The sequence below is a fragment of the Alteromonas sp. CI.11.F.A3 genome (assembly GCF_032925565.1).
Lineage (GTDB): Bacteria > Pseudomonadota > Gammaproteobacteria > Enterobacterales > Alteromonadaceae > Alteromonas.
Genome location: NZ_CP136708.1, coordinates 1,682,157 through 1,704,952, shown reverse-complemented (window position 1 = coordinate 1,704,952; position 22,796 = coordinate 1,682,157). Strand labels below are relative to the sequence as shown.

20 protein-coding genes are annotated in these 22,796 nt (G+C 44.9%); 2 read left to right on the top strand and 18 right to left on the bottom strand.

The annotated features are described in order from the left end of the window. Window positions 1-135 precede the first annotated feature (135 nt). The gene (gene guaA, locus R1T43_RS07215) at window positions 136-1,713 is read right to left on the bottom strand and encodes a glutamine-hydrolyzing GMP synthase (RefSeq protein WP_057790607.1); all 1,578 of its coding nucleotides are present in this window, start codon (window positions 1,711-1,713) and stop codon (window positions 136-138) included. Window positions 1,714-1,809: 96 nt separating this feature from the next. Beyond that, the gene (gene guaB / locus R1T43_RS07210; RefSeq protein ID WP_062087657.1) at window positions 1,810-3,279 is read right to left on the bottom strand and encodes an IMP dehydrogenase; all 1,470 of its coding nucleotides are present in this window, start codon (window positions 3,277-3,279) and stop codon (window positions 1,810-1,812) included. 100 nt (window positions 3,280-3,379) lie between these two features. Here guaB and xseA point away from each other — a divergent pair, with 100 nt between their 5' ends. Then, complete coding sequence (xseA, locus tag R1T43_RS07205) at window positions 3,380-4,735, top strand: exodeoxyribonuclease VII large subunit (protein WP_317354436.1); 1,356 nt, start codon at window positions 3,380-3,382, stop codon at window positions 4,733-4,735. 10 nt (window positions 4,736-4,745) lie between these two features. After that, window positions 4,746-5,909, top strand: coding sequence for a hypothetical protein (locus R1T43_RS07200; protein WP_317354433.1), 1,164 nt, complete (start codon window positions 4,746-4,748; stop codon window positions 5,907-5,909). Window positions 5,910-6,240: 331 nt separating this feature from the next. On the opposite strand, the gene der is transcribed toward R1T43_RS07200, so the two are convergent. From der to sufB, 16 genes are all read right to left on the bottom strand, one after another. Continuing rightward, window positions 6,241-7,686, bottom strand: coding sequence for a ribosome biogenesis GTPase Der (der, locus tag R1T43_RS07195; RefSeq protein WP_317354432.1), 1,446 nt, complete (start codon window positions 7,684-7,686; stop codon window positions 6,241-6,243). Between the two features lie 164 nt (window positions 7,687-7,850). Beyond that, complete coding sequence (gene bamB / locus R1T43_RS07190) at window positions 7,851-9,107, bottom strand: outer membrane protein assembly factor BamB (protein WP_317354431.1); 1,257 nt, start codon at window positions 9,105-9,107, stop codon at window positions 7,851-7,853. A gap of 31 nt (window positions 9,108-9,138) precedes the next feature. Further along, entirely contained in the window at window positions 9,139-9,759 is a 621-nt protein-coding gene (locus R1T43_RS07185) for a YfgM family protein (RefSeq protein ID WP_211070560.1), read from the bottom strand. Window positions 9,760-9,771: 12 nt separating this feature from the next. Further along, complete coding sequence (gene hisS / locus R1T43_RS07180; protein ID WP_317354428.1) at window positions 9,772-11,052, bottom strand: histidine--tRNA ligase; 1,281 nt, start codon at window positions 11,050-11,052, stop codon at window positions 9,772-9,774. A 77-nt stretch (window positions 11,053-11,129) separates the two neighbouring features. Beyond that, window positions 11,130-12,248, bottom strand: a complete 1,119-nt coding sequence (gene ispG, locus R1T43_RS07175) for a flavodoxin-dependent (E)-4-hydroxy-3-methylbut-2-enyl-diphosphate synthase (protein ID WP_317354425.1) — start codon at window positions 12,246-12,248, stop codon at window positions 11,130-11,132. Window positions 12,249-12,256: 8 nt separating this feature from the next. Then, window positions 12,257-13,312, bottom strand: a complete 1,056-nt coding sequence (locus tag R1T43_RS07170) for a RodZ domain-containing protein (protein WP_211070558.1) — start codon at window positions 13,310-13,312, stop codon at window positions 12,257-12,259. Between the two features lie 8 nt (window positions 13,313-13,320). Next, the gene (gene pilW / locus R1T43_RS07165; RefSeq protein WP_317354422.1) at window positions 13,321-14,355 is read right to left on the bottom strand and encodes a type IV pilus biogenesis/stability protein PilW; all 1,035 of its coding nucleotides are present in this window, start codon (window positions 14,353-14,355) and stop codon (window positions 13,321-13,323) included. Window positions 14,356-14,379: 24 nt separating this feature from the next. Next, the gene (locus tag R1T43_RS07160) at window positions 14,380-15,498 is read right to left on the bottom strand and encodes a bifunctional tRNA (adenosine(37)-C2)-methyltransferase TrmG/ribosomal RNA large subunit methyltransferase RlmN (protein WP_211070556.1); all 1,119 of its coding nucleotides are present in this window, start codon (window positions 15,496-15,498) and stop codon (window positions 14,380-14,382) included. Between the two features lie 482 nt (window positions 15,499-15,980). Then, window positions 15,981-16,412: a nucleoside-diphosphate kinase gene (gene ndk / locus R1T43_RS07155; protein WP_211070555.1), complete on the bottom strand. Its 432-nt coding sequence runs from the start codon at window positions 16,410-16,412 to the stop codon at window positions 15,981-15,983. A gap of 211 nt (window positions 16,413-16,623) precedes the next feature. Beyond that, on the bottom strand, window positions 16,624-17,034 hold the full coding sequence (locus tag R1T43_RS07150) for a SufE family protein (protein ID WP_211070554.1): 411 nt from the start codon (window positions 17,032-17,034) through the stop codon (window positions 16,624-16,626). Window positions 17,035-17,050: 16 nt separating this feature from the next. Then, window positions 17,051-17,584: a putative Fe-S cluster assembly protein SufT gene (sufT, locus tag R1T43_RS07145; protein ID WP_211070553.1), complete on the bottom strand. Its 534-nt coding sequence runs from the start codon at window positions 17,582-17,584 to the stop codon at window positions 17,051-17,053. Window positions 17,585-17,610: 26 nt separating this feature from the next. Next, entirely contained in the window at window positions 17,611-17,967 is a 357-nt protein-coding gene (locus tag R1T43_RS07140) for a HesB/IscA family protein (RefSeq protein WP_013783279.1), read from the bottom strand. 9 nt (window positions 17,968-17,976) lie between these two features. Next, on the bottom strand, window positions 17,977-19,194 hold the full coding sequence (locus tag R1T43_RS07135; protein WP_317354414.1) for a cysteine desulfurase: 1,218 nt from the start codon (window positions 19,192-19,194) through the stop codon (window positions 17,977-17,979). Then, window positions 19,191-20,447, bottom strand: a complete 1,257-nt coding sequence (gene sufD / locus R1T43_RS07130) for a Fe-S cluster assembly protein SufD (RefSeq protein WP_317354412.1) — start codon at window positions 20,445-20,447, stop codon at window positions 19,191-19,193. Before sufD ends, R1T43_RS07135 begins: the two co-directional genes overlap by 4 nt. Further along, a complete protein-coding gene (gene sufC / locus R1T43_RS07125) occupies window positions 20,444-21,205 on the bottom strand; it encodes a Fe-S cluster assembly ATPase SufC (protein ID WP_211070551.1) in 762 nt (253 codons plus the stop codon). Before sufC ends, sufD begins: the two co-directional genes overlap by 4 nt. Before the next feature lie 3 nt (window positions 21,206-21,208). Then, window positions 21,209-22,645, bottom strand: coding sequence for a Fe-S cluster assembly protein SufB (gene sufB, locus R1T43_RS07120; protein ID WP_057790577.1), 1,437 nt, complete (start codon window positions 22,643-22,645; stop codon window positions 21,209-21,211). Window positions 22,646-22,796 lie beyond the last annotated feature (151 nt).

Below are 22,796 nucleotides of genomic sequence, written 5' to 3'. Positions count from 1 at the left end.
ACTGGCATTTTCTAAATCACCCTAAAAAAATTGTGCGCTTTTGAACTTTATAAAGCGTCATAGCTTCTAATTCGATGCGATTAAAAATCATATCAATTACGTATCTAAGCGCACAACAATGAGGTTATTTCTTTCTTATTCCCATTCAATCGTCGCTGGCGGTTTACCCGATATATCGTAAACAACACGGGAGATACCATCAATTTCGTTGATGATACGATTCGATACTTTACCTAAGAAATCATAAGGTAAATGCGCCCAATGCGCTGTCATGAAGTCGATTGTTTCTACCGCACGCAGCGATACAACCCAATCGTATTTACGGGCATCACCCATTACGCCCACAGAACGTACAGGTAAGAATACAGTAAAGGCTTGGCTTACTTTCTGGTATAAATCGGCGTTGTACAACTCTTCAATGAAAATAGCGTCTGCGCGTCGTAGCAAATCGCAATACTCTTTTTTCACTTCACCAAGAACGCGTACACCTAAACCAGGCCCTGGGAATGGGTGGCGATAAAGCATGTCATACGGTAAACCTAGCTCAAGACCAATTTTACGCACTTCATCTTTAAACAGTTCTCGCAATGGCTCCACTAAACCTAGCGCCATATCTTCTGGCAAGCCACCAACATTGTGGTGAGACTTAATCACATGAGCCTTACCTGTAGCAGAACCTGCAGATTCAATAACATCTGGGTAGATAGTGCCTTGGGCTAACCATTTCGCATTGGCAAGCTTCCCGGCTTCTTCATCGAATACACGGACAAATTCATTACCAATCGCTTTACGTTTAAGTTCTGGATCTTCAATATCTTTTAAACGCCCTAAGAAGCGCTCTTCAGCGTCAACACGAATAATATTGAGACCGAAATGGTCACCAAACATTTCCATCACTTGGTCTGCTTCGTTTAAGCGAAGCAAGCCGTTATCTACGAACACACAGGTGAGGTTTTCACCAATAGCACGGTGAAGCAACATGGCAGTAACCGATGAATCGACACCACCCGATAAACCTAATATAACGCGGTCGTCGCCAACTTTTTGTTGAATGCGCGCAATCGCATCTTCAATAATGGCATCGGCAGTCCATAACTTTTCGCATTTACACACATCCATAACAAAGTGACTTAGCAAACGCATGCCTTGCTTAGTGTGGGTAACCTCAGGGTGAAACTGAACACCGTAAAATTGCTTTTCTTCGTTATACATAGCAGCGTGCGGACAAGAAGCCGTTTGCGCGATAGTTTCGAACCCAGCAGGTACTGCGGCAACTTTATCACCGTGACTCATCCATACATCGAGCAGTGCATTGCCATTTTCACCAATGCTATCTTCAATGTGGCTAAGTAAAGACGTAGGTTTAATAATTTCTACCTGTGCGTAACCAAATTCTCGCTTGTCAGAGCCTAAAACACCGCCACCCAGTTGGGCCGCCATGGTTTGCATGCCATAACAAATACCAAAAACAGGCACGCCAGCTTCGAACACGTATTCAGGGGCGCGTGGAGAGTTTTCTTCGGTCACCGATTCAGGGCCGCCCGACAAAATAATACCTTGTGGATTAAATTCTCGAATTTGCTCTTCGGTCACATCCCAAGCCCAAAGCTCACAATAAACGCCTATTTCACGTACGCGACGCGCAATAAGCTGCGTGTACTGTGATCCAAAATCTAAAATAAGAATGCGTTGGTCATGGATATTTGTGGTCATGTTTTTACCCGTTTTATAATAGAACGAAGGCGGCAACAAGGCGGGAAAGTCTCCGCCTCTTAATGCGCTGTAATAATAATATAACTTGTCGCGAATCTAACCTAGACGGTAGTTCGGCGCTTCTTTAGTAATGCTAACATCATGAACGTGCGACTCGCCCATTCCAGCAGAAGTAACACGAACAAACTGCGCTTTGGTGCGAAGTTCGTCGATACTGCCACAGCCTGTAAGCCCCATAGCAGAGCGTAGCCCACCCATTTGCTGATGGATGATATTCGCAATAGGTCCTTTATAAGCTACGCGACCTTCAATACCTTCAGGCACAAGTTTTTCTGCATTGTTTGATTCTTGGAAGTAACGGTCAGATGAACCGTGATTTTGGTTCATTGCGCCTAGTGAGCCCATACCGCGGTACGATTTGAAGTAACGACCTTGATAAAGTTCAACTTCACCTGGCGCTTCTTCCGTTCCCGCTAACATGCTACCTACCATTACGCAGCTTGCGCCAGCGGCTAGGGCTTTCGCGATATCACCAGAGAAACGAATACCGCCATCGGCAATAACCGGAATGTCTGTACCTGCAAGTGCATCTACCGCATCAGATACCGCGGTAATTTGTGGTACACCACAACCGGTAACGATCCGGGTAGTACAAATAGAACCTGGGCCTATACCTACTTTAACCGCATCAACGCCTGCATCGGCCAGTGCTTTTGCACCATCACCGGTTGCAACGTTACCTGCAATAATTTGTACATCAGGATAATCGGTACGTACTTTCTTAACGCGGTCAATAACGCCTTGCGAATGACCATGAGAGGTATCGATAAGTAAAACATCTACACCGGCTTCAACTAAAAGTTGAATGCGCTCATCAGTACCTGGCCCAACGCTAACTGCTGCACCTACGCGTAATCGACCCAATGAATCTTTACAGGCATTCGGTTTGTTTTCGGCTTTTTGGAAATCTTTAACCGTGATAAGACCGGTAAGTTTGAACGCATCATCTACCACAAGAATTTTTTCAATGCGGTGTTCATGCATAAGATCGAGTACTTGATCTGAACTTGCACCTTCTTTAACAGTAACAAGGTCGTCTTTACCTGTCATAACATTGCTAATAGGCAGCTCAAGACGTTTTTCAAAACGTAAATCACGGCCAGTAACGATACCAATGAGGTTATTTTGATGGTCGGTTACCGGGAAACCAGAGTAACCAAGGCGCTTAGAAAGATTAATAACTTCGCCGATTGTGGCATCTTTAGCAACCGTAACGGGGTCTGATACCACGCCACTTTCGTACTTTTTCACTTCACGAACATGTTTTGCCTGCTGTGCAGGTTCCATGTTTTTGTGAATAAAACCGATGCCCCCCTCTTGAGCAAGTGCAATCGCTAGGCGTGCTTCAGAGACGGTATCCATCGCCGCAGAGACCATAGGGATATTTAACGTGACACCACGAGTTAGACGAGTTTGAAGTTTGGCAGTATGTGGAAGAACTGTCGAGTGGCCGGGAACCAGCAACACATCGTCGAACGTCAGGGCTTCTTGGATGATTCGTAGCATGCAACAACACCTATTCAGTTGAGGGTTAATTGCGGCGCAATTGTAGTGTTTTTTAGATTTCAGGTAAACTCTATTTTATTAAACCAGACGATTTTTTCTTATGTTTACATCTTCACCCTCTACATCGCGACAAATTTTAACAGTTACTAAGCTAAATCGGCTTGCTCGAACCGTGCTTGAAAGCGAAGTGGGACTTATATGGTTATCCGCTGAAATATCTAATTTTGTAAGTGCCGCTTCCGGTCATTGGTATTTCACGTTAAAAGATAATAAGGCACAAGTGCGTGCTGCCATGTTTAAAAATACTAATCGCACTGTAAAACAGCGCCCGAAAGAAGGCGATAAGGTACTTGTACGTGCATCCGTGGGTATTTACGAAGCAAGAGGCGACTACCAGCTTGTCATTGAGCACATGGAAAGCGACGGCGAAGGCGCACTACAGCAAGCCTATGAAGCTTTAAAAGCAAAGCTAAACGCTGAAGGCTTATTCAGCATCGAACGTAAACGCCCTATGCCAGAGGTTATTAATCGCATTGGTATTATTACCTCATCAACGGGCGCAGCGCTGCATGACGTACTTAGTGTGTTAAAACGCCGTAGCCCACAAACGGAAGTTATTGTTTACCCTTCAATGGTGCAAGGTGAGACCGCGCCAGCTCAGCTCATTAATGCTTTACGCACTGCGAATCAACGAAATGAAGTCGATGCACTTTTGCTAACTCGTGGTGGAGGCTCGTTAGAAGACTTATGGTGTTTTAACAATGAAAACCTTGCTAGAGAAATTACCGAGTCACAATTGCCGCTAATTAGCGCAGTAGGTCATGAGGTTGATTTTACTATTGCTGATTTTGTTGCCGATTTACGCGCCCCTACTCCTTCGGCGGCCGCTGAAATATTGAGCCAGGATACTAACGCTCTCAGCGAGAGCCTAGTGCAATATAAGCAACGCTTAACCCGTGCCATGCTGCAAAAACTCAGTCATTTAGCGCAACAGCATAAACTCGGGCACCAACGTTTACAGTCAGTGCATCCGCAAAGCAAAATACAAAATCAGTGGCAAGCCCTTGATAGGCTTCAATTACGCTTAAGCCATGCTATCAATAATAAACTCGCAATCGAAAATAAACGGTTCGAGCATATCAATAATCGCTTAGCGCAACAAAGCCCAGCGGTAAGAGTAAATCAAGCTAAAGCGCGCATAGCACAAACCCATAAAACCCTTTGTAATAACATGAAGCAGCTAATGAATACTAATCAACAGGCATTTGCTGCAAAAGTCGGTTTGTTACAGTCGGTCAGTCCCCTTTCTACATTGTCTCGAGGCTACAGTATTACCATGTCGAACGGTACGGCAGTTACCTCAGTGGATACTGTTAAAGAGAACGATATAATTAAGTCTCGAGTGACTGATGGAGAAATAACCAGTAAAATAGTGGAAATTCGTCGTCATCAATAAAGGTTGGCTTTTGTTTCCTATTTTTTCGCGTTCGCTCTGGTTGTTAGTAGCCCTAGCCTCTTTATGCGCACCATCCGTTTATGGTCAGCAACAGGCAGCATTATCTGAGTTGCCGATTTTGCCTGAACCGTCATCTTCATCGACGGCTGTGCCTAAAGCCCCTGCTATAGCAATTTCACTGGCGGTGTTTTCTACTTACCCCAGTGAAACCCTTTTAGATGCCTGTGGCGATACAGAGGCTACGCAGGAGTGTATTGAGGATACTATTGCCCCAGAAGCATTTATCTCCACACTGATAACAAAGTCTTGGTTCACTGAGATTAAACCTTTCGGTAATGACTCAGACTATGAATTGCTTATTGCTAACGTGGCTAAGCAAGGTGAAACCGTAAATTTAAGTAAAAAGCTAAGCAAAGAAAAGCACTTTACTGAATTAACCCTGCAATGGCGAGGTATAGAGATTGATTCTTTGGTTATTGCCAGCCAAGTGAATGACAGTGAAGCTTCAACAGAGAAGGCCATAGAACCGCTTGTTTCTTGGTACAAGCATGCTACTGAAAACGAGCTGTTCACCCCAACCTTTTTATATCATGCATTGAACGCAAGCGATTATGGTAACCATTTGAGCGTTCCTGAGTCTTTGGGTGATTTCACCAGACTTGATACTCAGCTGTATCCAGACCCATTTAAGGGCTCGATTACACGCTACACCCATCCTTCCTTTGAAGATGCGTTAGTGGACGTAACGGTTTTTCCCATTTTGGCGAAACTCGACACAAATGCATCAAGTGATACAGCGGACACGGCGAACACCAGTATTGAAAACTCAGCCCGCACTGACGCTTTACTTCATCAGCAACTAGATGACGACTGGAATAAAGCTGATCACGTCGCTAACGCGCGCAATTTAACCCTTTCTCAACCCCAGCCAATATCGGCGTTTAATGTAAAGGGTTTTGCCAATGGGTGGCGATTAGTGCTTAAAGCAGACTCGCCAGTAGACGATCCTATTTTCGCGACAACCTATGTATTTACCCGTAATGATAAAATAGTGAAAGTGGCTACCACCTTCCCTAGCGACTTTTCTGACGACTTAGCCAACGAACTCATTGCTCATATCACAGTGCCAGAAGAATCTATGCTTATGCAGCAAGTTCGCGCCATGCTTAAGTAGAATGCTCGGCCAATAGCCCCCTGCCAAGGGGGCTTTTTGAAAAGCGAGTTATTACAGGCTCATAGAGAATAGTTCGAAGTTAGGCGTTTGTGGCGATTAGCTTTTAGCGACTAGCTTTTAGATAGAAAACTTAGCGAAAAGCTCATGAAATCCCTTCGTAAATAATAAATAAACGCGTGAAGAATACGCTCACTAAAACAAAAAAGGTCGGCGCTTGTAATAGCGTCGACCTTTTTATTTGTTTGAAATATATATGAAATAGTACGGTTCAAAACCCGCATTTCGTTATTGCAGCAAAGCGCTTTGTTATCGCGCTGGCGCTAATGCTCGGCTATTTTTTCTTACTATGATAAGACAGTAAACGCTTGCGCTTACGTTCTTGAGTAAGGGTAAGCTTATTCTTTTTGCCTTCAAACGGGTTCGCCCCTTCCCTAAATTCAATACGTATAGGCGTTCCCATCACCTGAAGCGCTTTACGGAAGTAGTTCATCAAGAAGCGTTTGTACGACGTAGGTAAATCGTCAACTTGGTTACCGTGAATAACAATCACAGGCGGATTATAACCACCAGCATGGGCATATTTCATTTTAACCCGACGTCCGCGCACTAGTGGCGGCTGATGGTCATCTTGCGCCATTTCCATAATCTGCGTAAGCATAGAGGTATTAATACGCTTAGTGGCGCTTAGGTAGGCTTCTTGTACTGATTCAAATAAGTTGCCTACACCGGTACCGTGCATTGCAGATATGAAGTGCAAACGTGCAAAGTCAATAAAACCAAGACGACGATCGAGTTCGCGTTTTATATCATTTTTAATATCTGTGCTAAGCCCATCCCACTTGTTCACTGCAATTACCAGTGAGCGACCGGAATTTAACACAAAGCCGAGTAGGCTTAAGTCTTGGTCGGTAATGCCTTCACGGGCATCTATTACCATCAGCACAACGTTGGCTTCATCGATCGCTTGCAAGGTTTTAACAATAGAGAACTTTTCAACCGCCTCATTCACTTTTCTGCGTTTGCGAACCCCAGCGGTATCAATAAGAATATATTCACGCTCGTCACGTTCCATTGGAATGAAAACGCTATCGCGGGTTGTACCTGGTAGGTCAAAAACGACAACCCGTTCTTCACCTAGAATACGATTTGTTAATGTAGATTTACCCACGTTAGGCTTGCCTACAATAGCCAGCTTAATAGGCTGATCTTGAAGGCGCTTGAGTTGCTCTTCTGCATCAAGCTCTTCTTCTTGCGTTTCCTCAACAATTCGCATGTCAGGAAAAGACGCTTCAAGTGGAACTAGTGCATCTTGAAGTAATTGGCTTACACCACGCCCGTGAGCCGCGGCGATTTGCTTAACGGTTCCTAAGCCTAGCGCGTAAAAATCAGCACTTTCGCTATCGCCATCAATGCCATCGACTTTATTCGCAACAACAAAAACTTGTTTGTTAAGGCGGCGAATGTGCTCAGCAATACCTTGGTCTGCCGGCAACAAACCTGCTCTAGCATCAACAAGTAGTAATACAACATCGGCTTCTTCAATGGCTAAAAGAGACTGCTGCGCCATTTCAGCATCAATACCTTCTTCGTCACCCGTGATACCACCGGTATCCACCACGATGAATTGACGCTGCTCAAACTTAGCCTGACCGTACTTGCGGTCACGGGTAAGCCCTGGGTAATCAGCGACCAGCGCATCACGTGTATTAGTTAAACGATTAAACAAGGTGGACTTACCCACATTAGGGCGGCCTACCAAAGCAACAACGGGCAACATGTATCAAATCCTAAAGGAAAAAAAGCTAAAAAACACAAACCGCAAGTAAGCATAGCTTACTTGCGGTCAGAGTGTGATTGGGCATTATACCTGTTTAGGTATGATGCGTCAGCCTAACAGAAGATATTAGGCTAACAATCCAACAAATTATGCTGTTGAGCAGGCTATAACGTAGAGATAGCTGCCACTACGCCGTTACGGGTCATGGTTACTACCACTCCGTCAACGTTCAATGGTGCATCGTATATAGCATCGTCTTCATCGTCGCCACCTACATCGACGCGAGCAACAATTTGGCCGGTTTCTTGTTCAATCCAATGAACGAAGCCCCAGTTGTCACCCACAACAATATGCTCACCAACTGGCGTTGCCGCAGTAACAGAGCGAGACTTTAAGCCACTTTGTGACCACAGCTCTACACCGTTTCGTCTGTCTAGGGCATAAATATTAGAGTTGTTATCTACAACAAAAATACTGTTCCCTTCAATACTTAGGTTGCGATATGAACCGTACTCACGCTTCCAAATAATACGACCACTACGCAGTTCTACTGCTGCCAGCGTACCATTGTAAGAAACCGTATAAATAGTACCGCCAAAAAGTACAGGGGTGGTATCAAGGTCAACAATACGTTCTAACTCTGTGGCGCCCGTTGGCGTGGCAATAACCGTTTCCCAAGCAAGAATACCTGACTCAAGTAAGTTAACTTGCAACTTACCCGTAGGCGTTCCAATTAAAGCGCCGCCGTTTGCCGCTACCGGGCCGGAAATACCACGAAGGGTCAAAGGAGGAGTGTCACCTTCATGTCGCCACAATTGCTCACCAGTACGCGTATCGAAGCCAAACAAGGTACCCGCGCCAGTGTTAACTACCAGAATTCCTTCGTCTGCAGAAGGAGCCGCTAACACTTCACCAGGAATTGATGCTTCCCACTTGGTTTCGCCAGTTTCGTAGTCAAGTGCCATTACGACACCGTTTTCTGTACCTACAAACAATAATCGGTCAGCAACCGAAATGCCGCCAATACGTGCACTTGCTCCACTACGCCAAAGACGTGCAATTGAGTCCCACCAACCGTCACCTTCAAATACGGCGAAGTTGCGTTCCCACAGAACATCACCGCTCTCTGGGTTCATAGCAACAACGCTGCCATGGCGATCGGCGGCATAAAGATTTTCGTAAGCATATACTGGACGAAGACGAGAGAAGTAATGATCAACACCATCGCCGATGTCTCTGTCCCATTTTACTGAGGGCGTAAACTTCGCATCGATTGGTTTCAAACGGCGAATTTCAAGCTCTTCTTCATCTGCAAACCAATCAGAGACGGTAGAACAACCAGAAAGCGTTACAGAGATGGCCAATGCCATGCCCATCACGCGAGCAAATCGGCCCTTACGGCCACACGTATTGTGAAACAAATTGCTTACCTCTTTATTTTTATGTACCAGCTTATTGGCCCGCAGCAACGGCTAAGTTGTCTAACTTCATTTGCAATAACGGGTTGTTGGCATTTTTTTCAAGCGCACCTGAGTAGGCTAAACGAGCATCATCAAATTTACTTTGTTGCTGATATACATCGCCTTTCAGCTCAGATACTTCAGCAGCAAATGCTTCGTTCGTAATATTGCCTAGCGTAGACAACGCAGCGTCTAGCTGGTTCATTTCAATTTGTACTCGCGTTAACCGAATAGCAGCTAGCGCTTTTAATTCTTCATTTTCAGCAAAGGTAACCACACGGTTTAGGTGTGAAGCAGCGGCGTCAAAATCGCCAGCATCTACCGCTTGTTTTGCTGCCAAAAGGCTAGCAATACTGGCGTAGCCAGAATCTTCGTTTGCATTAATAAAGGCGGTAATTTTATCTGCACTACCTTCTTCGCCATAGGTTTCAACTGCATTTTGGTATTCCACTGATGCCGCTTCTTTGGTTGCCATCTGCGTATCAGAGTAATAACGCCAGCCCCAAAGGCCACCTAAACCCAATGCTGCACCTACAATAATGGCGGTACCGTGCTCTTTCCAAAAGCGTTTAATCGCTTCTACTTGTTGGTCTTCTGTTGCGAATTGTTCCATGATTTCCTCTTATTATGCGTTCAGCAGGTCGGCAATAGTGCTCGACAACGCATCAAAAGCGATTGTCTGTTGCTCTTGACCATCACGTAACGGCTTTACTGCCACTTCACGTGATTGCATTTCTTGTGACCCTAACAACAAGGCCAAACTTGCCCCTGTTTTGTCAGCGCGTTTTAGTTGTTTTTTAAAGTTTCCGCCGCCACAGTGCATCATCACCCGCACATTCGGCAATGTATCACGAAGGTGTTCTGATACTTCTAAGGCATAAGCCTGAGCATCATCACCCATCGCGGTAACATACACATCAGCACTGCTAGAATCTAGTGCGTCTTCACTTAGCGTGGTAAGCAAAAGAACTAAACGTTCCATACCCATGGCAAAACCTACTGCAGGCGTTGCTTTTCCGCCTAACTGTTCTACCAATCCATCGTACCGGCCGCCCGCACAAACTGTGCCTTGTGAACCTAAGCTTTCGGTTACCCACTCAAAAACAGTGCGATTATAATAATCAAGCCCGCGCACTAAGCGAGGGTTAATTTCAAAGGCAATACCTGCCTGTGTTAAGCGTTCGCATAAATTATCAAAATGGGTTTTAGACTCTTCATCTAAATGATCTAGCAAAGATGGTGCATCAGCAATGGCCGCTTGCACATTGGGGTTCTTGCTATCAAGTACGCGAAGTGGGTTTGACTCTAACCGGCGAAGCGATTCTTCATCAAGTTTATCTGCGCGTTCTTTCAAATAACCAATTAAGGTTTCACGATAGGCCTGACGGGCTTCATTTGAACCTAAAGAGTTAATTTGCAACGTAACGTGCTTTTCAATACCAAACGCTTTCCATAGTCGAGCGCTTAATAAAATCACTTCCAAATCAATATCTGGGCCATCAAGGCCGTAGGTTTCAACACCGAACTGGTGGAACTGGCGATAACGCCCTTTTTGGGGACGTTCATGGCGGAACATTGGCCCCATGTACCACAAGCGCTGCTGTTGGTTGTACAACAAGCCATGCTCATTGCCAGCACGCACCGTGCTGGCAGTACCTTCAGGGCGAAGGGTTAAACTGTCACCGTTTCTGTCTTCAAAGGTATACATTTCCTTTTCGACAATGTCGGTCACTTCGCCAATAGAGCGCTTGAACAAGTCAGTGCTCTCTACAATAGGCGTGCGAATTTCTTGATAGCCATAACTGGCCACCACTTGACGGAGTACAGATTCTACTTTCTGCCATGTACCGGATACTTCCGGCAGGCAATCATTCATTCCGCGAATTGCCTGAATAGTCTTAGCCACGTGAAATTCTCATACTGCTAAATAGTGAAAAGCCCCGCATTATAGGGGCTTTGAAGATAAACAACAATCGTACAGGCTTAGTCTTTCACCGATACCTGTATTTTGTTGGCTTCGCTCATACGGGTTGCTTTGGCACGAATTCTTGCCTCAAGCTTATCGATAAGGTCATCGTTGGCTAATCGTTCTTTCACGCGTTTACCATCTTCGTATAACCCGCTCATGTTTCTGGCGCCCGTCAAGCCTAAGTCTGATACTTCAGCTTCACCGGGACCATTGACAACACAGCCGATAATAGACACATCCATAGGCGTTAGAATATCTTCAAGACGTTGTTCTAACGCGTTGACCGTACCGATTACGTCGAACTCTTGTCTTGAACAGCTTGGGCATGCGATAAAGTTAATGCCACGAGAGCGAATTCGCAGCGACTTTAAAATGTCGAAACCCACTTTAATTTCTTCAACCGGATCGGCAGCCAGTGAAACACGAATAGTATCGCCGATACCCTCTGCCAACAGCATACCTAAACCAACAGAGCTTTTTACTGCGCCTGCACGTTGACCGCCAGCTTCAGTAATACCTAAATGAAGTGGCTGATCGATTTGTTGCGCTAATAGTCGATAAGCACCTACCGCCAGAAATACATCAGAGGCTTTAACACTCACTTTAAACTGGTCGAAGTTAAGCTTATCGAGAATGTCTACATGTCGCATGGCCGACTCAACCAAAGCTTCAGGCGTAGGTTCGCCATACTTTTCTTGTAAGTCTTTTTCCAGCGAGCCACCATTTACGCCAATGCGAATGGGGATGTTCTTGTCTTTGGCACAATCAACAACAGAACGTACACGCTCCATATTGCCGATATTACCTGGGTTAATTCGCAAACAATCAACACCGTACTCGGCCACTTTAAGCGCTATACGATAATCGAAATGAATATCAGCGACCAAAGGCGTGCTAACTTGCTTACGAATTTCTTTGAATGCTTCAGCGGCGTCCATGGTAGGCACGGACACGCGAACAATCTCGCCACCCACTGCGACAATACGATTAATTTGATCAACCGTCGCAGCCACATCAGTGGTACGAGTATTCGTCATAGATTGAACGGCAATGGGCGCGCCATCGCCAATAGGAATATTACCTACATTAATACGCGTGGACTTTCTGCGTTTGATAGGACTTTCTGCAAACATCTAATTACCTACATAGGAAGCGAGAATCGCGCAATCTGGCCATTTTGAAAGGCCGTGATATCCACGGGGTCGCCATTAACTGATATACGTACATTATCCGGTTTGCCGAGTGTAACTGCAACAGGAGGCACACCTTGAATTTCCATTACGCGGCCAGATTGCTTAACACCGTAAGCAATTGCCTCACCGGTTGCGTCTTTTATGTTCACCCAACAATCATCATCAAAGGTAAATGTCATCGATATAGGCACTGCCCCACTTTGATTACCTGAGGTTGATGAATTACTCGCAACCTGGTTACCTAAGCGGATTTCGCCGGAATCTGAGTCGCTCACTAATGCTGTCAGGTTATTACTTTGGTTAATACCTGCAGATGGTGGCAAGCTTTCATCGTCTGCATTACTGCTATTACGTTGACTATTAGATGGTGAAGGCGCAAAGCTGCTATTGCCGCTACTGTTGAAGTTGCCATCGCTAGATTGAGGAAGCGTGGAACTTCCCGTTTCAGTAGTCGAATCAGGAATTGTGCTGTTTAACACGCCAGAATTGGTACGAATAGTTGCTTCAGGAATGGAGGTGTTTGCCGCTTCCTCTTTAATTTTGTCAAGATTAGGCGCTTCAACGATAGCTTCATCACTAGGTTGTTGAACCCACCACGCTACAATGCCACCGATTATCAGCAACAAAATAATATAGGTAACCATCATCCAGCGATCATCGTGTGTCTGTTTAGCGACACGACGAGAAAAACTCTGCAGTTTAGCCGGTGGTTCCACACTTGTATGATATTGCTCAAACGCGGCAACAACCTGTTCGGCATTTAGCCCAAGTTGTTTCGCGTAGTTTCTTACATAGCCTTTGGTGAAAGTAATGGACGTGGTTTTATCCACAGCATCTTCTTCTAAGGCGTTGATTTGCGAGACTTTCAAGAAAAGCTTATCAGCAATTTGTTGCTGAGTTAGCCCTAGCGATTCCCGTCGCTCTCGAAGCATTTTACCTGGGCTTGGCACGGTAGATTCTTGTGCTAAACCTGCTTCTTCAGTCGTTTGTTGTTCTGACACCATTCGACTTCCTATTCCCCTTGCATGTTGTGTGGTACTAACCAAAGCTTCATACCGGCAAAAATCGAGCCAGCATTTTCAATGTTGTTCCACTCCTTCAGCGAGGTAATTTTAATGTTATGCTTTAGAGAAATACGATAAAGGTTTTCGTTCGCCTTTACTATGTGGAATTGCGCTTGCTGGGAAGACAACCCCGTTTTTGTTTCTGTTTCTGTTTCTGCCTGTACTGAGTCAGATACTTTATCAGCGCTAGTATCTTCCCCTTTTACTTTTCGTTCAACCTGTGGAGTATGCTGCGCAAGAATATTCTTATAGTCAGCTGTATACGGGCTGTCTGGAAATAAGGTTGATAATTGATACCCCACTTCTTTTGCCCCTTCCCAGTCGTTTGTTCCTTGGTGTATTTCAAAAGACAGCCATAAAGAATCGGGAGAAGGTTTAGCGACACGTTGATACTTGTCTAACGTGTACTTCGCTGATGTCCACTGCTCGGTAGCAACATAAAGCTCTGTCAGTAAATATAAGCTTTTAGCACGTAAGGGCTGGTGTTTGAGTGCACTTTGAAAATAGGTAATAGCATCTTCAGTATTACCTTGGCTTTGAGCACATAAGGCCAGATTTTCATAAGTTTCTGCGGAATTAGCATATTGTTGATTACTGACGGCCTTAAGGAAGTACTCCTTAGCGCCATCGTAATCACCGTCTTGGCACTTGAACGCACCATAACTGTTTGCGATATCACCGTTATATGGTGCTAACGACATTGCCGTTTGATAGAGATCATCGGCTCGCTTCACGTCCCCTACCAGTTGGTAATAGTACGCAATAGCGTAATTGACTTCAGCTGAACGTGGATCGTACTCTAGCGCTTGGTCTAAGTTCACTTTAGCTTGTTTATAATTATTGTTTTTAAGGTAGGTTAACCCTAAAGACATACGAGTTTTAGCAGCTTCCTGGCGGTCAAAGTTACTATTGTAACTTCCAGGTTGCGAGTTGCTTACGCACCCCGCTAAAAAGACTACAGCTGCTATCAATCCTATTCGCATGTTATTACCCTAATATCTTAATGATTATTGGGCTATTTTTACCGAAATCGCTTCGCCCTTCACCTGTTTTTTTAACAATCGTTTAGTTCTGTCTACTACATCACCCACTAATTGCCCACAAGCAGCATCGATATCGTCGCCTCGTGTTTTACGTACAACGGTGGTAAATCCATAATCCATAAGCACTTTTGAGAATCTATCGATACGAGAATTGCTTGAACAAAGATACGGTGAACCCGGATAAGGGTTAAACGGAATTAAGTTTATTTTACACGGTGTATCTTTCAATACTTTCGCTAATTCATGGGCTTGGTCGGTACTGTCGTTAATGTGCGAAAGCATAACGTATTCAACCGTCACTCGGCCTTGGTTAGCTTTCGACTTTTCAAGATAACGACGTACGCCAGCCAAAAAGGCTTCAATGTTGTATTTTTTATTCACCGGTACAATTTCATTACGCAGTTCGTCGTTTGGCGCATGCAATGAAATCGCTAAGGCCACATCGATTTGGTCACCAAGCATATCAAGTGCAGGTACAACACCCGAGGTACTTAATGTCACGCGGCGCTTAGATAAGCCAAACCCGAAGTCATCTAGCATGATGTTCATGGCTGGCACCACGTTTTTAAGGTTAAGCAAAGGCTCACCCATACCCATCATCACTACGTTAGTGATAGGTCGTTTGCTGGTATCTTTTGATAAACCAAGGAAGGTAGCGACACGCCATACTTGACCGATAATTTCACTGACACTCAAATTACGGTTAAAGCCTTGTTGAGCAGTAGAACAGAATGTACATTCTAGGGCACAGCCTACTTGTGACGATACACAAAGCGTTGCACGGTCGGCTTCTGGGATCCATACCGTTTCCACTTCCTGACCACCTTCAAGGGCTAACGCGAACTTAATGGTGCCATCGCTGGCTTCTTGGAAATAGGCAATCTCTGGCGCTTTCACTTCACAGTGTTCTATTAACATCGCGCGCAGGTTTTTATTCAGGTTGCTCATTTTCTCAAAATCGCTTTCACCCTGCTGATAAATCCACTTCATTACCTGATCGGCACGAAATGGTTTTTCTCCTTTTTCTTTGAAGAAATTACGCAAGCCTTCGCGATTAAGATTTAACAAATTTGTCTTTGCCATAAAATGATGACCCTTTTACCTATTCAAGGCTATTGCCTTGTACTGCTAATATGATGACGCGAACGGACATTTGGAGGTTCGAATCCATGTTGCTCTAAATCTACTTGCGTTATTAAGGTGAAGCCTCGGAAGCCTTTATCAGGTGCCCCCTTAATAATGGATTACACTTAAAAAGTAAGTAGTGAAAAGCCGTTCACTTGTAGGACGTAAGCAGAAGATATGCTGCTAAGAAAAACGTTACGCCCAAAACGGTCAAAAGTCATAGACCAAAGCCGTTCAAAATTTGCGCGGATATTACCATACTTGTTCAACTAGAAAAAGCGTAACCCACAGACTAAATACAGGGTGTAACAAGCTATATTGTTGCTGTTACTTGACGAAGTGAACCAATGCCAGACGCAAGACAATAAAGCTAAATAAATAGACTTACAGAAACAAAAAACGAGGCCGAAGCCTCGTTTTTTAGATTCGGTCGTTTGCGATTAACGCGTACGAGGACAAATCTCTTCTTCAGAGAAGAAGTAAGCAATTTCACGTGCAGCTGATTCTGGTGCATCAGAACCGTGACATGCATTTTCATCAATTGAAGCAGCGTAGTCAGAACGAAGTGTTCCGGCAGCAGCATCAGCTGGGTTAGTTGCACCCATGATTTCACGGTTTTTAACAACAGCGTTTTCGCCTTCAAGAACCTGAACCATAACTGGGCCAGATGTCATGAAACCAACTAGAGCGCCGAAAAAAGGACGTTCTTTATGTTCTGCGTAAAAACCTTCAGCTTGTTCTTTGCTCATGTGGATCATCTTAGATGCCACGATGCGAAGACCTGCAGATTCGAAACGGTTGTAAATTGCACCGATAACGTTTTTAGCTACCGCATCAGGCTTGATAATCGAAAAAGTACGCTCTAGAGCCATTGTTCTCTCCAAACAAATTAAGTCTTATGAATTTTTGGCCGCGAATTATAGGCAATTATTAACGGCTTGACCAGCGGCGATTTCAACACCCCATGGCGTTCTACTACACGTGATAACGATGACACTATTATGACAGTGATTACCGCGTGTTAGGCAAGGAGTAGTTGTAGCACTTAATTTAGGCTAACGCTCCACGCCAATTTATATATAACTAGCTGTTTTCTTTAGCAAGATGCTGAATTTTCGCCACTATTGCACGAAGGCCATTACCGCGAGTAGGCGTAATATGGCGTTCCAAATCTAGTGCTTCGAAATAGCCATTGATATCAAATTCAAGAATGTCTTTCGGCGATTTATTATTGTAAGCCGCCAAAACTAACGCTAATAAGCCTTGAACAATCACGGCGTCACTGTCTACTTCGAATGTAATTTGATTATTGTCGTACGACTCAACTAGCCACACACTGCTTTGGCAACCTTTTACAAGTCTGTCTGGCGTGCGCTTCTCTTCTGGCAAGCCAGGTACAGATTTACCTAAATCGATAATATATTGATAGCGCTGTTCCCAATCATCGAAAAACGCTAAATCATCAATAATTTCTTCAGTAGAGGGTAATGCCATGGATAATCCTGTGTTATTAAAAGAAAAGGCCAGCTTCTAGCTGCGCTTCTTCGCTCATCATTTCTCTTGACCATGCAGGGTCAAAGACTAACTCTACATTCACAGCGGTAACGAAAGGAACCAATGCTACACGATATTCAACATCGCCCACTAACACTGGGCCCATGCCGCAACCCGGCGCGGTTAATGTCATATCAATATCAACTTCACCGTTATCTTGATTAACGCTAACCTTATAGATAAGCCCCAGCGACACCAAGTTAATGGGTATTTCAGGGTCGAAGATAGTTTCAAGCGCATCCCATACTTGCTGTTCGCTCACTTTACCGTCGTCAGGCTCAGCGAAGTTAAGCACTTGGGCTTTCCGACCAATAGCATCTGCATCGGTACCGTCAATACGGTACATGTTACCACGCCATGTAACGGTGTAGTTTCCACCTAAATCTTGCGTAATCGTAACAAACTCACCTTCTGGTATGGTCGCAGGGTTACCTGCTGGAACAAGACGTGCTTTACACTCTCGTTCTGTTACCACCATCTTCTGCTTCATGCTATAACTTCTTTATATTGCTGCAGTTAGCCAACGTTGAAGCTTTCGCCACAACCGCACTCATCAACCACATTCGGGTTGTTATACTTAATAATGCCATTCACGCCTTCTGTCACGTAGTCAATTTCTGTGCTACGTACAAGCTCTGCCGCATCTTCTGAAACCGCAACACGAAGTGTTGGCGAAATTTCAACAATTTCATCGCCGTCTTTCGCGCTGTCTGCAAAATCAAGTTCGTAGGCGTATCCAGTACAACCACTTACGCGAGTAGATAAACGAATTAACTGACCCGGCTTATCTTTAAGCTTACTTTCAAAGTGCTTGATGGCGCTGTCGCTCAAGGTAATTAGCTTTGTGCTTGGAACAAATGTTTCAACACTCATAGTGCCTCCTTAGGCCAACATCATTTTCGCTTTCTTAAGTGCAGCAAATAGGCTGTCCACTTCTTCAAGCGTGTTGTAAATCGAGAACGATGCACGAGCAGTACCTGGAATACCGAAGCGCTTCATTAGCGGCTGCGCACAGTTATCGCCCGTTCTAATGGCCACACCTTGCCTATCAAGAATAAACCCGACATCTGCAGGGTGCGCGCCGTCTAATAAAAAGCTTAATACACCGACTTTGTTAGGCGCTGTGCCAATTAAACGCATTCCGTCTAGAGCAAGTGCTTGTTCAGTGGCGTAGCTTAATAAAGCTTGTTCATGGTTATGTAATGCGGCCATATCAAGGTTTTTAAACCAATCAACTGCTGCACCTAGACCAATAGCGCCTGCAATATTAGGCGTACCCGCTTCTAGGCGATTTGGTAATTCGCCCCAAGTCGCTTCATGATAAGACACATCTTTAATCATTTCGCCGCCGGTTTGCCATACTGGCCAGTCTTCTAGTACCGATTTACGGCCCCATAAAACACCAATCCCCGTTGGCCCAAACAGCTTATGCCCAGAAAAAGCGTAAAAGTCACAGCCTATGTCTTGCACGTCAACACCGCCATGGGCAATGCCCTGCGCGCCGTCAACTAATACCCAGGCACCTACCGCTTTTGCTTTTTCAGTTAACAGTTTAATGGGGTTAACCGTACCTAATGCATTAGATACATGCGGAAACGCCACCATTTTAGTGTTGGGTGTTAGCAGTCTATCGAATGCATCGATATCAAGCTCACCGTTGTCGAATACAGGCACAATGTTTAATGTTGCGCCTGAACGTCGACACGCTTGCTGCCAAGTAACCAAGTTCGCGTGGTGCTCTAATTCCGTCACCATGACTTGGTCGCCGTCGCGAAGTAACTGCCCTACCCCATTAGCCACTATATTAATGGCTTCTGTGGTACCGCTAGTCCAAATCACTTCTTCTCGCGCACTGGCGTTAATGAAGCCCGCTACACTAGTGCGCGCGTTTTCGTAACGACGGGTTGCTTCATCAGACAAATGATGAGCACCGCGATGCACGTTTGCATTGGTGTTCGTATAGAAATCGACAATGGCATCAATTACCACTTGCGGCTTTTGCGTTGAGGCCGCGTTGTCTAAGTAAACCAAAGGCTTACCATCTACCGTTTTAGCAAGGATTGGAAACTGGGCGCGAAGCGCAGCAACGTCTAAGCTCATTTAACCTCCATGTGTGCAAAGCGTTCGCTTAGCACGGGAAGTAACCAGTCGCGAATAGCCGCGTTCGGCATATCGTTAATTAACTCTTGAATAAAGCCAAAGTTCAGCATCACCAAAGCTTTGCTGCGCGGTACGCCGCGAGTCAGCATATAATAAAGCGCTTCACCCTCAATTTCTGCCACTGTTGCACCATGAGCACAGCGCACGTCGTCGGCATAAATTTCTAGTTCAGGTTTTGTGTTGATAACACCACGACGAGACAACAACAAGTTACGGTTGTTAAGCTCTGCCAAGGTTTTCTGTGCATCACGGTGAATGTGAATACGACCATTGAATACCGCACGAGCTTTATCACCCACAATTCCACGAGCGTTTTCTTCCGTAGTACCGTTAGGCATAGCGTGCTCAATGGTTGAATGTAAGTCGAATAACTCACCTTCCGCCAATAAGTAAATAGCGTTCATTTTGGCGTTCGCAAATTCACCTGCATGATGCATATCCACATCTAAGCGCGACAACTCACTGCCATAGCCCACTAGGGTGCTATTTAGCGTTGAGCGGTTATGCAACATAAAGTGGCTACCACCTATTTGCTTAGCGCTGCCGGTAAACATAGCAAAACGGTAATGCTCTAAGTGCGCATCATCGGCAATATCGTATTCAGCGAATGCGGTTGTAAGGCTATCGGTATCACCTGAACCTTGTTCAATGATAACCGCGCTTGATGCGTTACCTAGCTTAACCAATACGCGAGTATGGGCGTCCACGTTTTTAGTCGCTAAGTTCACTATGCGAATAGGCTTGGTAACTTTTGCGCCGTCTATTACATTGATGAAAACACCGTGCTGGCAAAGTGCATCGTTAACACGGCCAAATAAATGGCGCGTTGGCTTCACTTGACCGAATACACTAGCAATAGCTGCTTGCGTGCTTGCATCGTCAACGTTAAGCGATGTAATTGTCATGCCTTCTGGCACGTCTAGCGTGTTAATTTGCGTCACTAACACACCATCAACAAATACGATATCAAGTGCGTTTAGGTTATCGATGTTTGGTACAGGTACGCTGTCAGCCTGAGTAGCAATAGCAACGTTACGCTTTTCAACTGGCGTAAGTGGTGTATTGATCCAGCTTTCGTTTCGGCGTTTCGGCCATCCATCGTTTTTTAACTGTGTTAAGGCCTGCTGACGCACGGGCGCCAGATAATCATCTAGCGCTGCCCCATCAATGACCTGTTCTAGCCATTGACTCATGCTTCAGCCTCCTCGTATGCTTTGCCTAAGAAAGCATAACCACTTTTCTCTACTTCTAGCGCCAGTGATGCATCACCACTTTTCACAATTTTACCGTCGGCAAGAATGTGTACAAAGTCAGGTTTGATGTAATCAAGCAAACGCTGGTAGTGAGTCACTACAATAAAGCTGCGCTCACCGTCACGTTGGCTGTTAACACCATCGGCAACCACTTGAAGTGCATCAACGTCTAGACCTGAGTCAGACTCATCTAGAATACAAAGCTTTGGCTCTAACAAAATCATTTGCATGATTTCGTTACGCTTTTTCTCACCACCAGAGAAGCCTTCGTTAACACCACGCTTTAAGAAATCTAGCGGCAATTGAACTTGCTTACAGGCTTCTTTCGCTTTCTTTAGAAATTCAGCAGCAGTAAGAGGCTCTTTGCCGTGTTGTTCACGCATAGCGTTAACAGACTCTTTCATGAATTCCATATTGCTTACACCAGGAATTTCTACTGGATATTGAAACGCTAAGAACAAACCTTCGCGGGCACGTTCTTCAACTTCTAAATCAAGTAAATCTTTACCGTTCAGTGTTACATCGCCTTCGCTCACTTCGTAGCCATCACGGCCAGAAAGTACGTAACCAAGGGTACTCTTACCGGCACCGTTGGGGCCCATGATAGCGTGTACTTCACCTGGCTTAACTTCTAGGCTAAGCCCTTTAATGATGTTTTTCTCTTCTACGCTGGCATGTAAATTCTTGATACTAAGCATTGATTACCCCACTGAACCTTCAAGACTAATTTCGAGCAGCTTGCCGGCTTCTACGGCGAATTCCATCGGCAGCTCTTTGAATACTTCTTTACAGAAACCGTTAACAATCATAGAAACGGCTTTTTCTGTGTCTAAACCACGTTGTTTACATAAGAACAACTGCTCGTCGCTAACTTTCGACGTTGTTGCTTCATGCTCAACAATGGCACTTGGATTTCTACTTTCTATATACGGGAACGTGTGTGCGCCACATTTATCGCCAATTAATAGCGAGTCACATTCTGTGAAATTACGTGCGCCATCGGCACGTGGGCCCATTTGCACTAATCCACGATAGGCGTTGTTACTGTTACCCGCTGAAATACCTTTAGAGATAATGGTAGAGCGTGTGTTCTTACCAAGGTGAATCATCTTAGTACCCGTGTCGGCCTGCTGCCTACCACGGGTTAACGCCACTGAGTAAAACTCACCTACGCTATTATCACCTTTAAGTACGCAGCTTGGGTATTTCCACGTCACCGCTGAACCCGTTTCAACTTGGGTCCACGAAATTTTTGCGTTTTTATGACAAATACCACGTTTGGTCACAAAGTTGTAAATACCACCTTTACCGTTTTCATCACCTGGGTACCAGTTTTGTACGGTTGAGTACTTAATAGTAGCGTCATCCATAGCAACCAATTCAACCACCGCAGCGTGCAATTGATTTTCATCACGCTGAGGTGCAGTACAGCCTTCTAAGTAGCTTACATAGCTGCCTTCTTCGGCAACAATTAAAGTACGTTCAAACTGACCTGTGTTCATTTCGTTTATACGGAAATAGGTAGAAAGCTCCATTGGGCAACGTGTGCCTTTTGGAATATAAACGAATGATCCATCGGTAAATACAGCACTGTTTAATGCGGCAAAGTAGTTATCGGTGCGCGGTACTACCGAGCCGATGTACTTTTTCACTAAATCTGGATATTTCACAAGCGCTTCTGAAATAGGGCAAAAGATAACACCCGCTTCTTCTAACTTGCTGCGAAAAGTAGTTACCACTGATACTGAGTCGAATACCGCGTCTACTGCAACGCCCGCTAGCATTTCTTGTTCATGCAACGGAATACCTAGCTTTTCGTAGGTACGCAGTAGTTCAGGGTCAACTTCATCAAGTGACTGAGGCTTATCTTTCATACTCTTTGGTGCCGAGTAATAAGAAATGGCTTGATAGTCAATTTTAGGATAATCGACATGGGCCCAATCAGGCTCTTCCATTTCAAGCCACGAATGATACGCCTTTAAGCGCCACTCTAGCATCCACTCTGGCTCGTCTTTCATTGCTGAAATACGGCGAATTACTGACTCGTCGAGGCCACTTTCAAAAGTCTCAGATTCGATCTCTGAATAAAATCCAGCATCGTACTTTCTTTCTAACGCCTGTTCGATCTGTTCACTCATGTTGGGATCTCACTTGTTTGCCTGCGTTTGCTGCCTTCACTACTGGCCTCTCGGTCTTGCCAGTAAGTCACGTTGCCGTTTTGGCTATTTATCTAATTGCCAAAACGTATTTGCGATATTCCTATCGAATATCTAGACAGCCTAAAATTTT

Excerpts from the sequence above, each read along its gene's own strand:
- guaA (WP_057790607.1), bottom strand. The coding sequence starts at position 1,713 with ATGACCACAAATATCCATGACCAACGCATTCTTATTTTAGATTTTGGA.
- R1T43_RS07140 (WP_013783279.1), bottom strand. The coding sequence starts at position 17,967 with ATGAGTGTTGAAACATTTGTTCCAAGCACAAAGCTAATTACCTTGAGC.
- R1T43_RS07185 (WP_211070560.1), bottom strand. The coding sequence starts at position 9,759 with ATGGAACAATTCGCAACAGAAGACCAACAAGTAGAAGCGATTAAACGC.
- R1T43_RS07135 (WP_317354414.1), bottom strand. The coding sequence starts at position 19,194 with ATGAGCTTAGACGTTGCTGCGCTTCGCGCCCAGTTTCCAATCCTTGCT.
- xseA (WP_317354436.1), top strand. The coding sequence starts at position 3,380 with ATGTTTACATCTTCACCCTCTACATCGCGACAAATTTTAACAGTTACT.
- pilW (WP_317354422.1), bottom strand. The coding sequence starts at position 14,355 with ATGCGAATAGGATTGATAGCAGCTGTAGTCTTTTTAGCGGGGTGCGTA.
- sufB (WP_057790577.1), bottom strand. The coding sequence starts at position 22,645 with ATGAGTGAACAGATCGAACAGGCGTTAGAAAGAAAGTACGATGCTGGA.
- sufC (WP_211070551.1), bottom strand. The coding sequence starts at position 21,205 with ATGCTTAGTATCAAGAATTTACATGCCAGCGTAGAAGAGAAAAACATC.
- R1T43_RS07150 (WP_211070554.1), bottom strand. The coding sequence starts at position 17,034 with ATGGCATTACCCTCTACTGAAGAAATTATTGATGATTTAGCGTTTTTC.
- sufD (WP_317354412.1), bottom strand. The coding sequence starts at position 20,447 with ATGAGTCAATGGCTAGAACAGGTCATTGATGGGGCAGCGCTAGATGAT.
- ispG (WP_317354425.1), bottom strand. The coding sequence starts at position 12,248 with ATGTTTGCAGAAAGTCCTATCAAACGCAGAAAGTCCACGCGTATTAAT.
- sufT (WP_211070553.1), bottom strand. The coding sequence starts at position 17,584 with ATGAAGCAGAAGATGGTGGTAACAGAACGAGAGTGTAAAGCACGTCTT.
- ndk (WP_211070555.1), bottom strand. The coding sequence starts at position 16,412 with ATGGCTCTAGAGCGTACTTTTTCGATTATCAAGCCTGATGCGGTAGCT.
- R1T43_RS07170 (WP_211070558.1), bottom strand. The coding sequence starts at position 13,312 with ATGGTGTCAGAACAACAAACGACTGAAGAAGCAGGTTTAGCACAAGAA.
- guaB (WP_062087657.1), bottom strand. The coding sequence starts at position 3,279 with ATGCTACGAATCATCCAAGAAGCCCTGACGTTCGACGATGTGTTGCTG.
- der (WP_317354432.1), bottom strand. The coding sequence starts at position 7,686 with ATGTTGCCCGTTGTTGCTTTGGTAGGCCGCCCTAATGTGGGTAAGTCC.
- R1T43_RS07160 (WP_211070556.1), bottom strand. The coding sequence starts at position 15,498 with ATGGCAAAGACAAATTTGTTAAATCTTAATCGCGAAGGCTTGCGTAAT.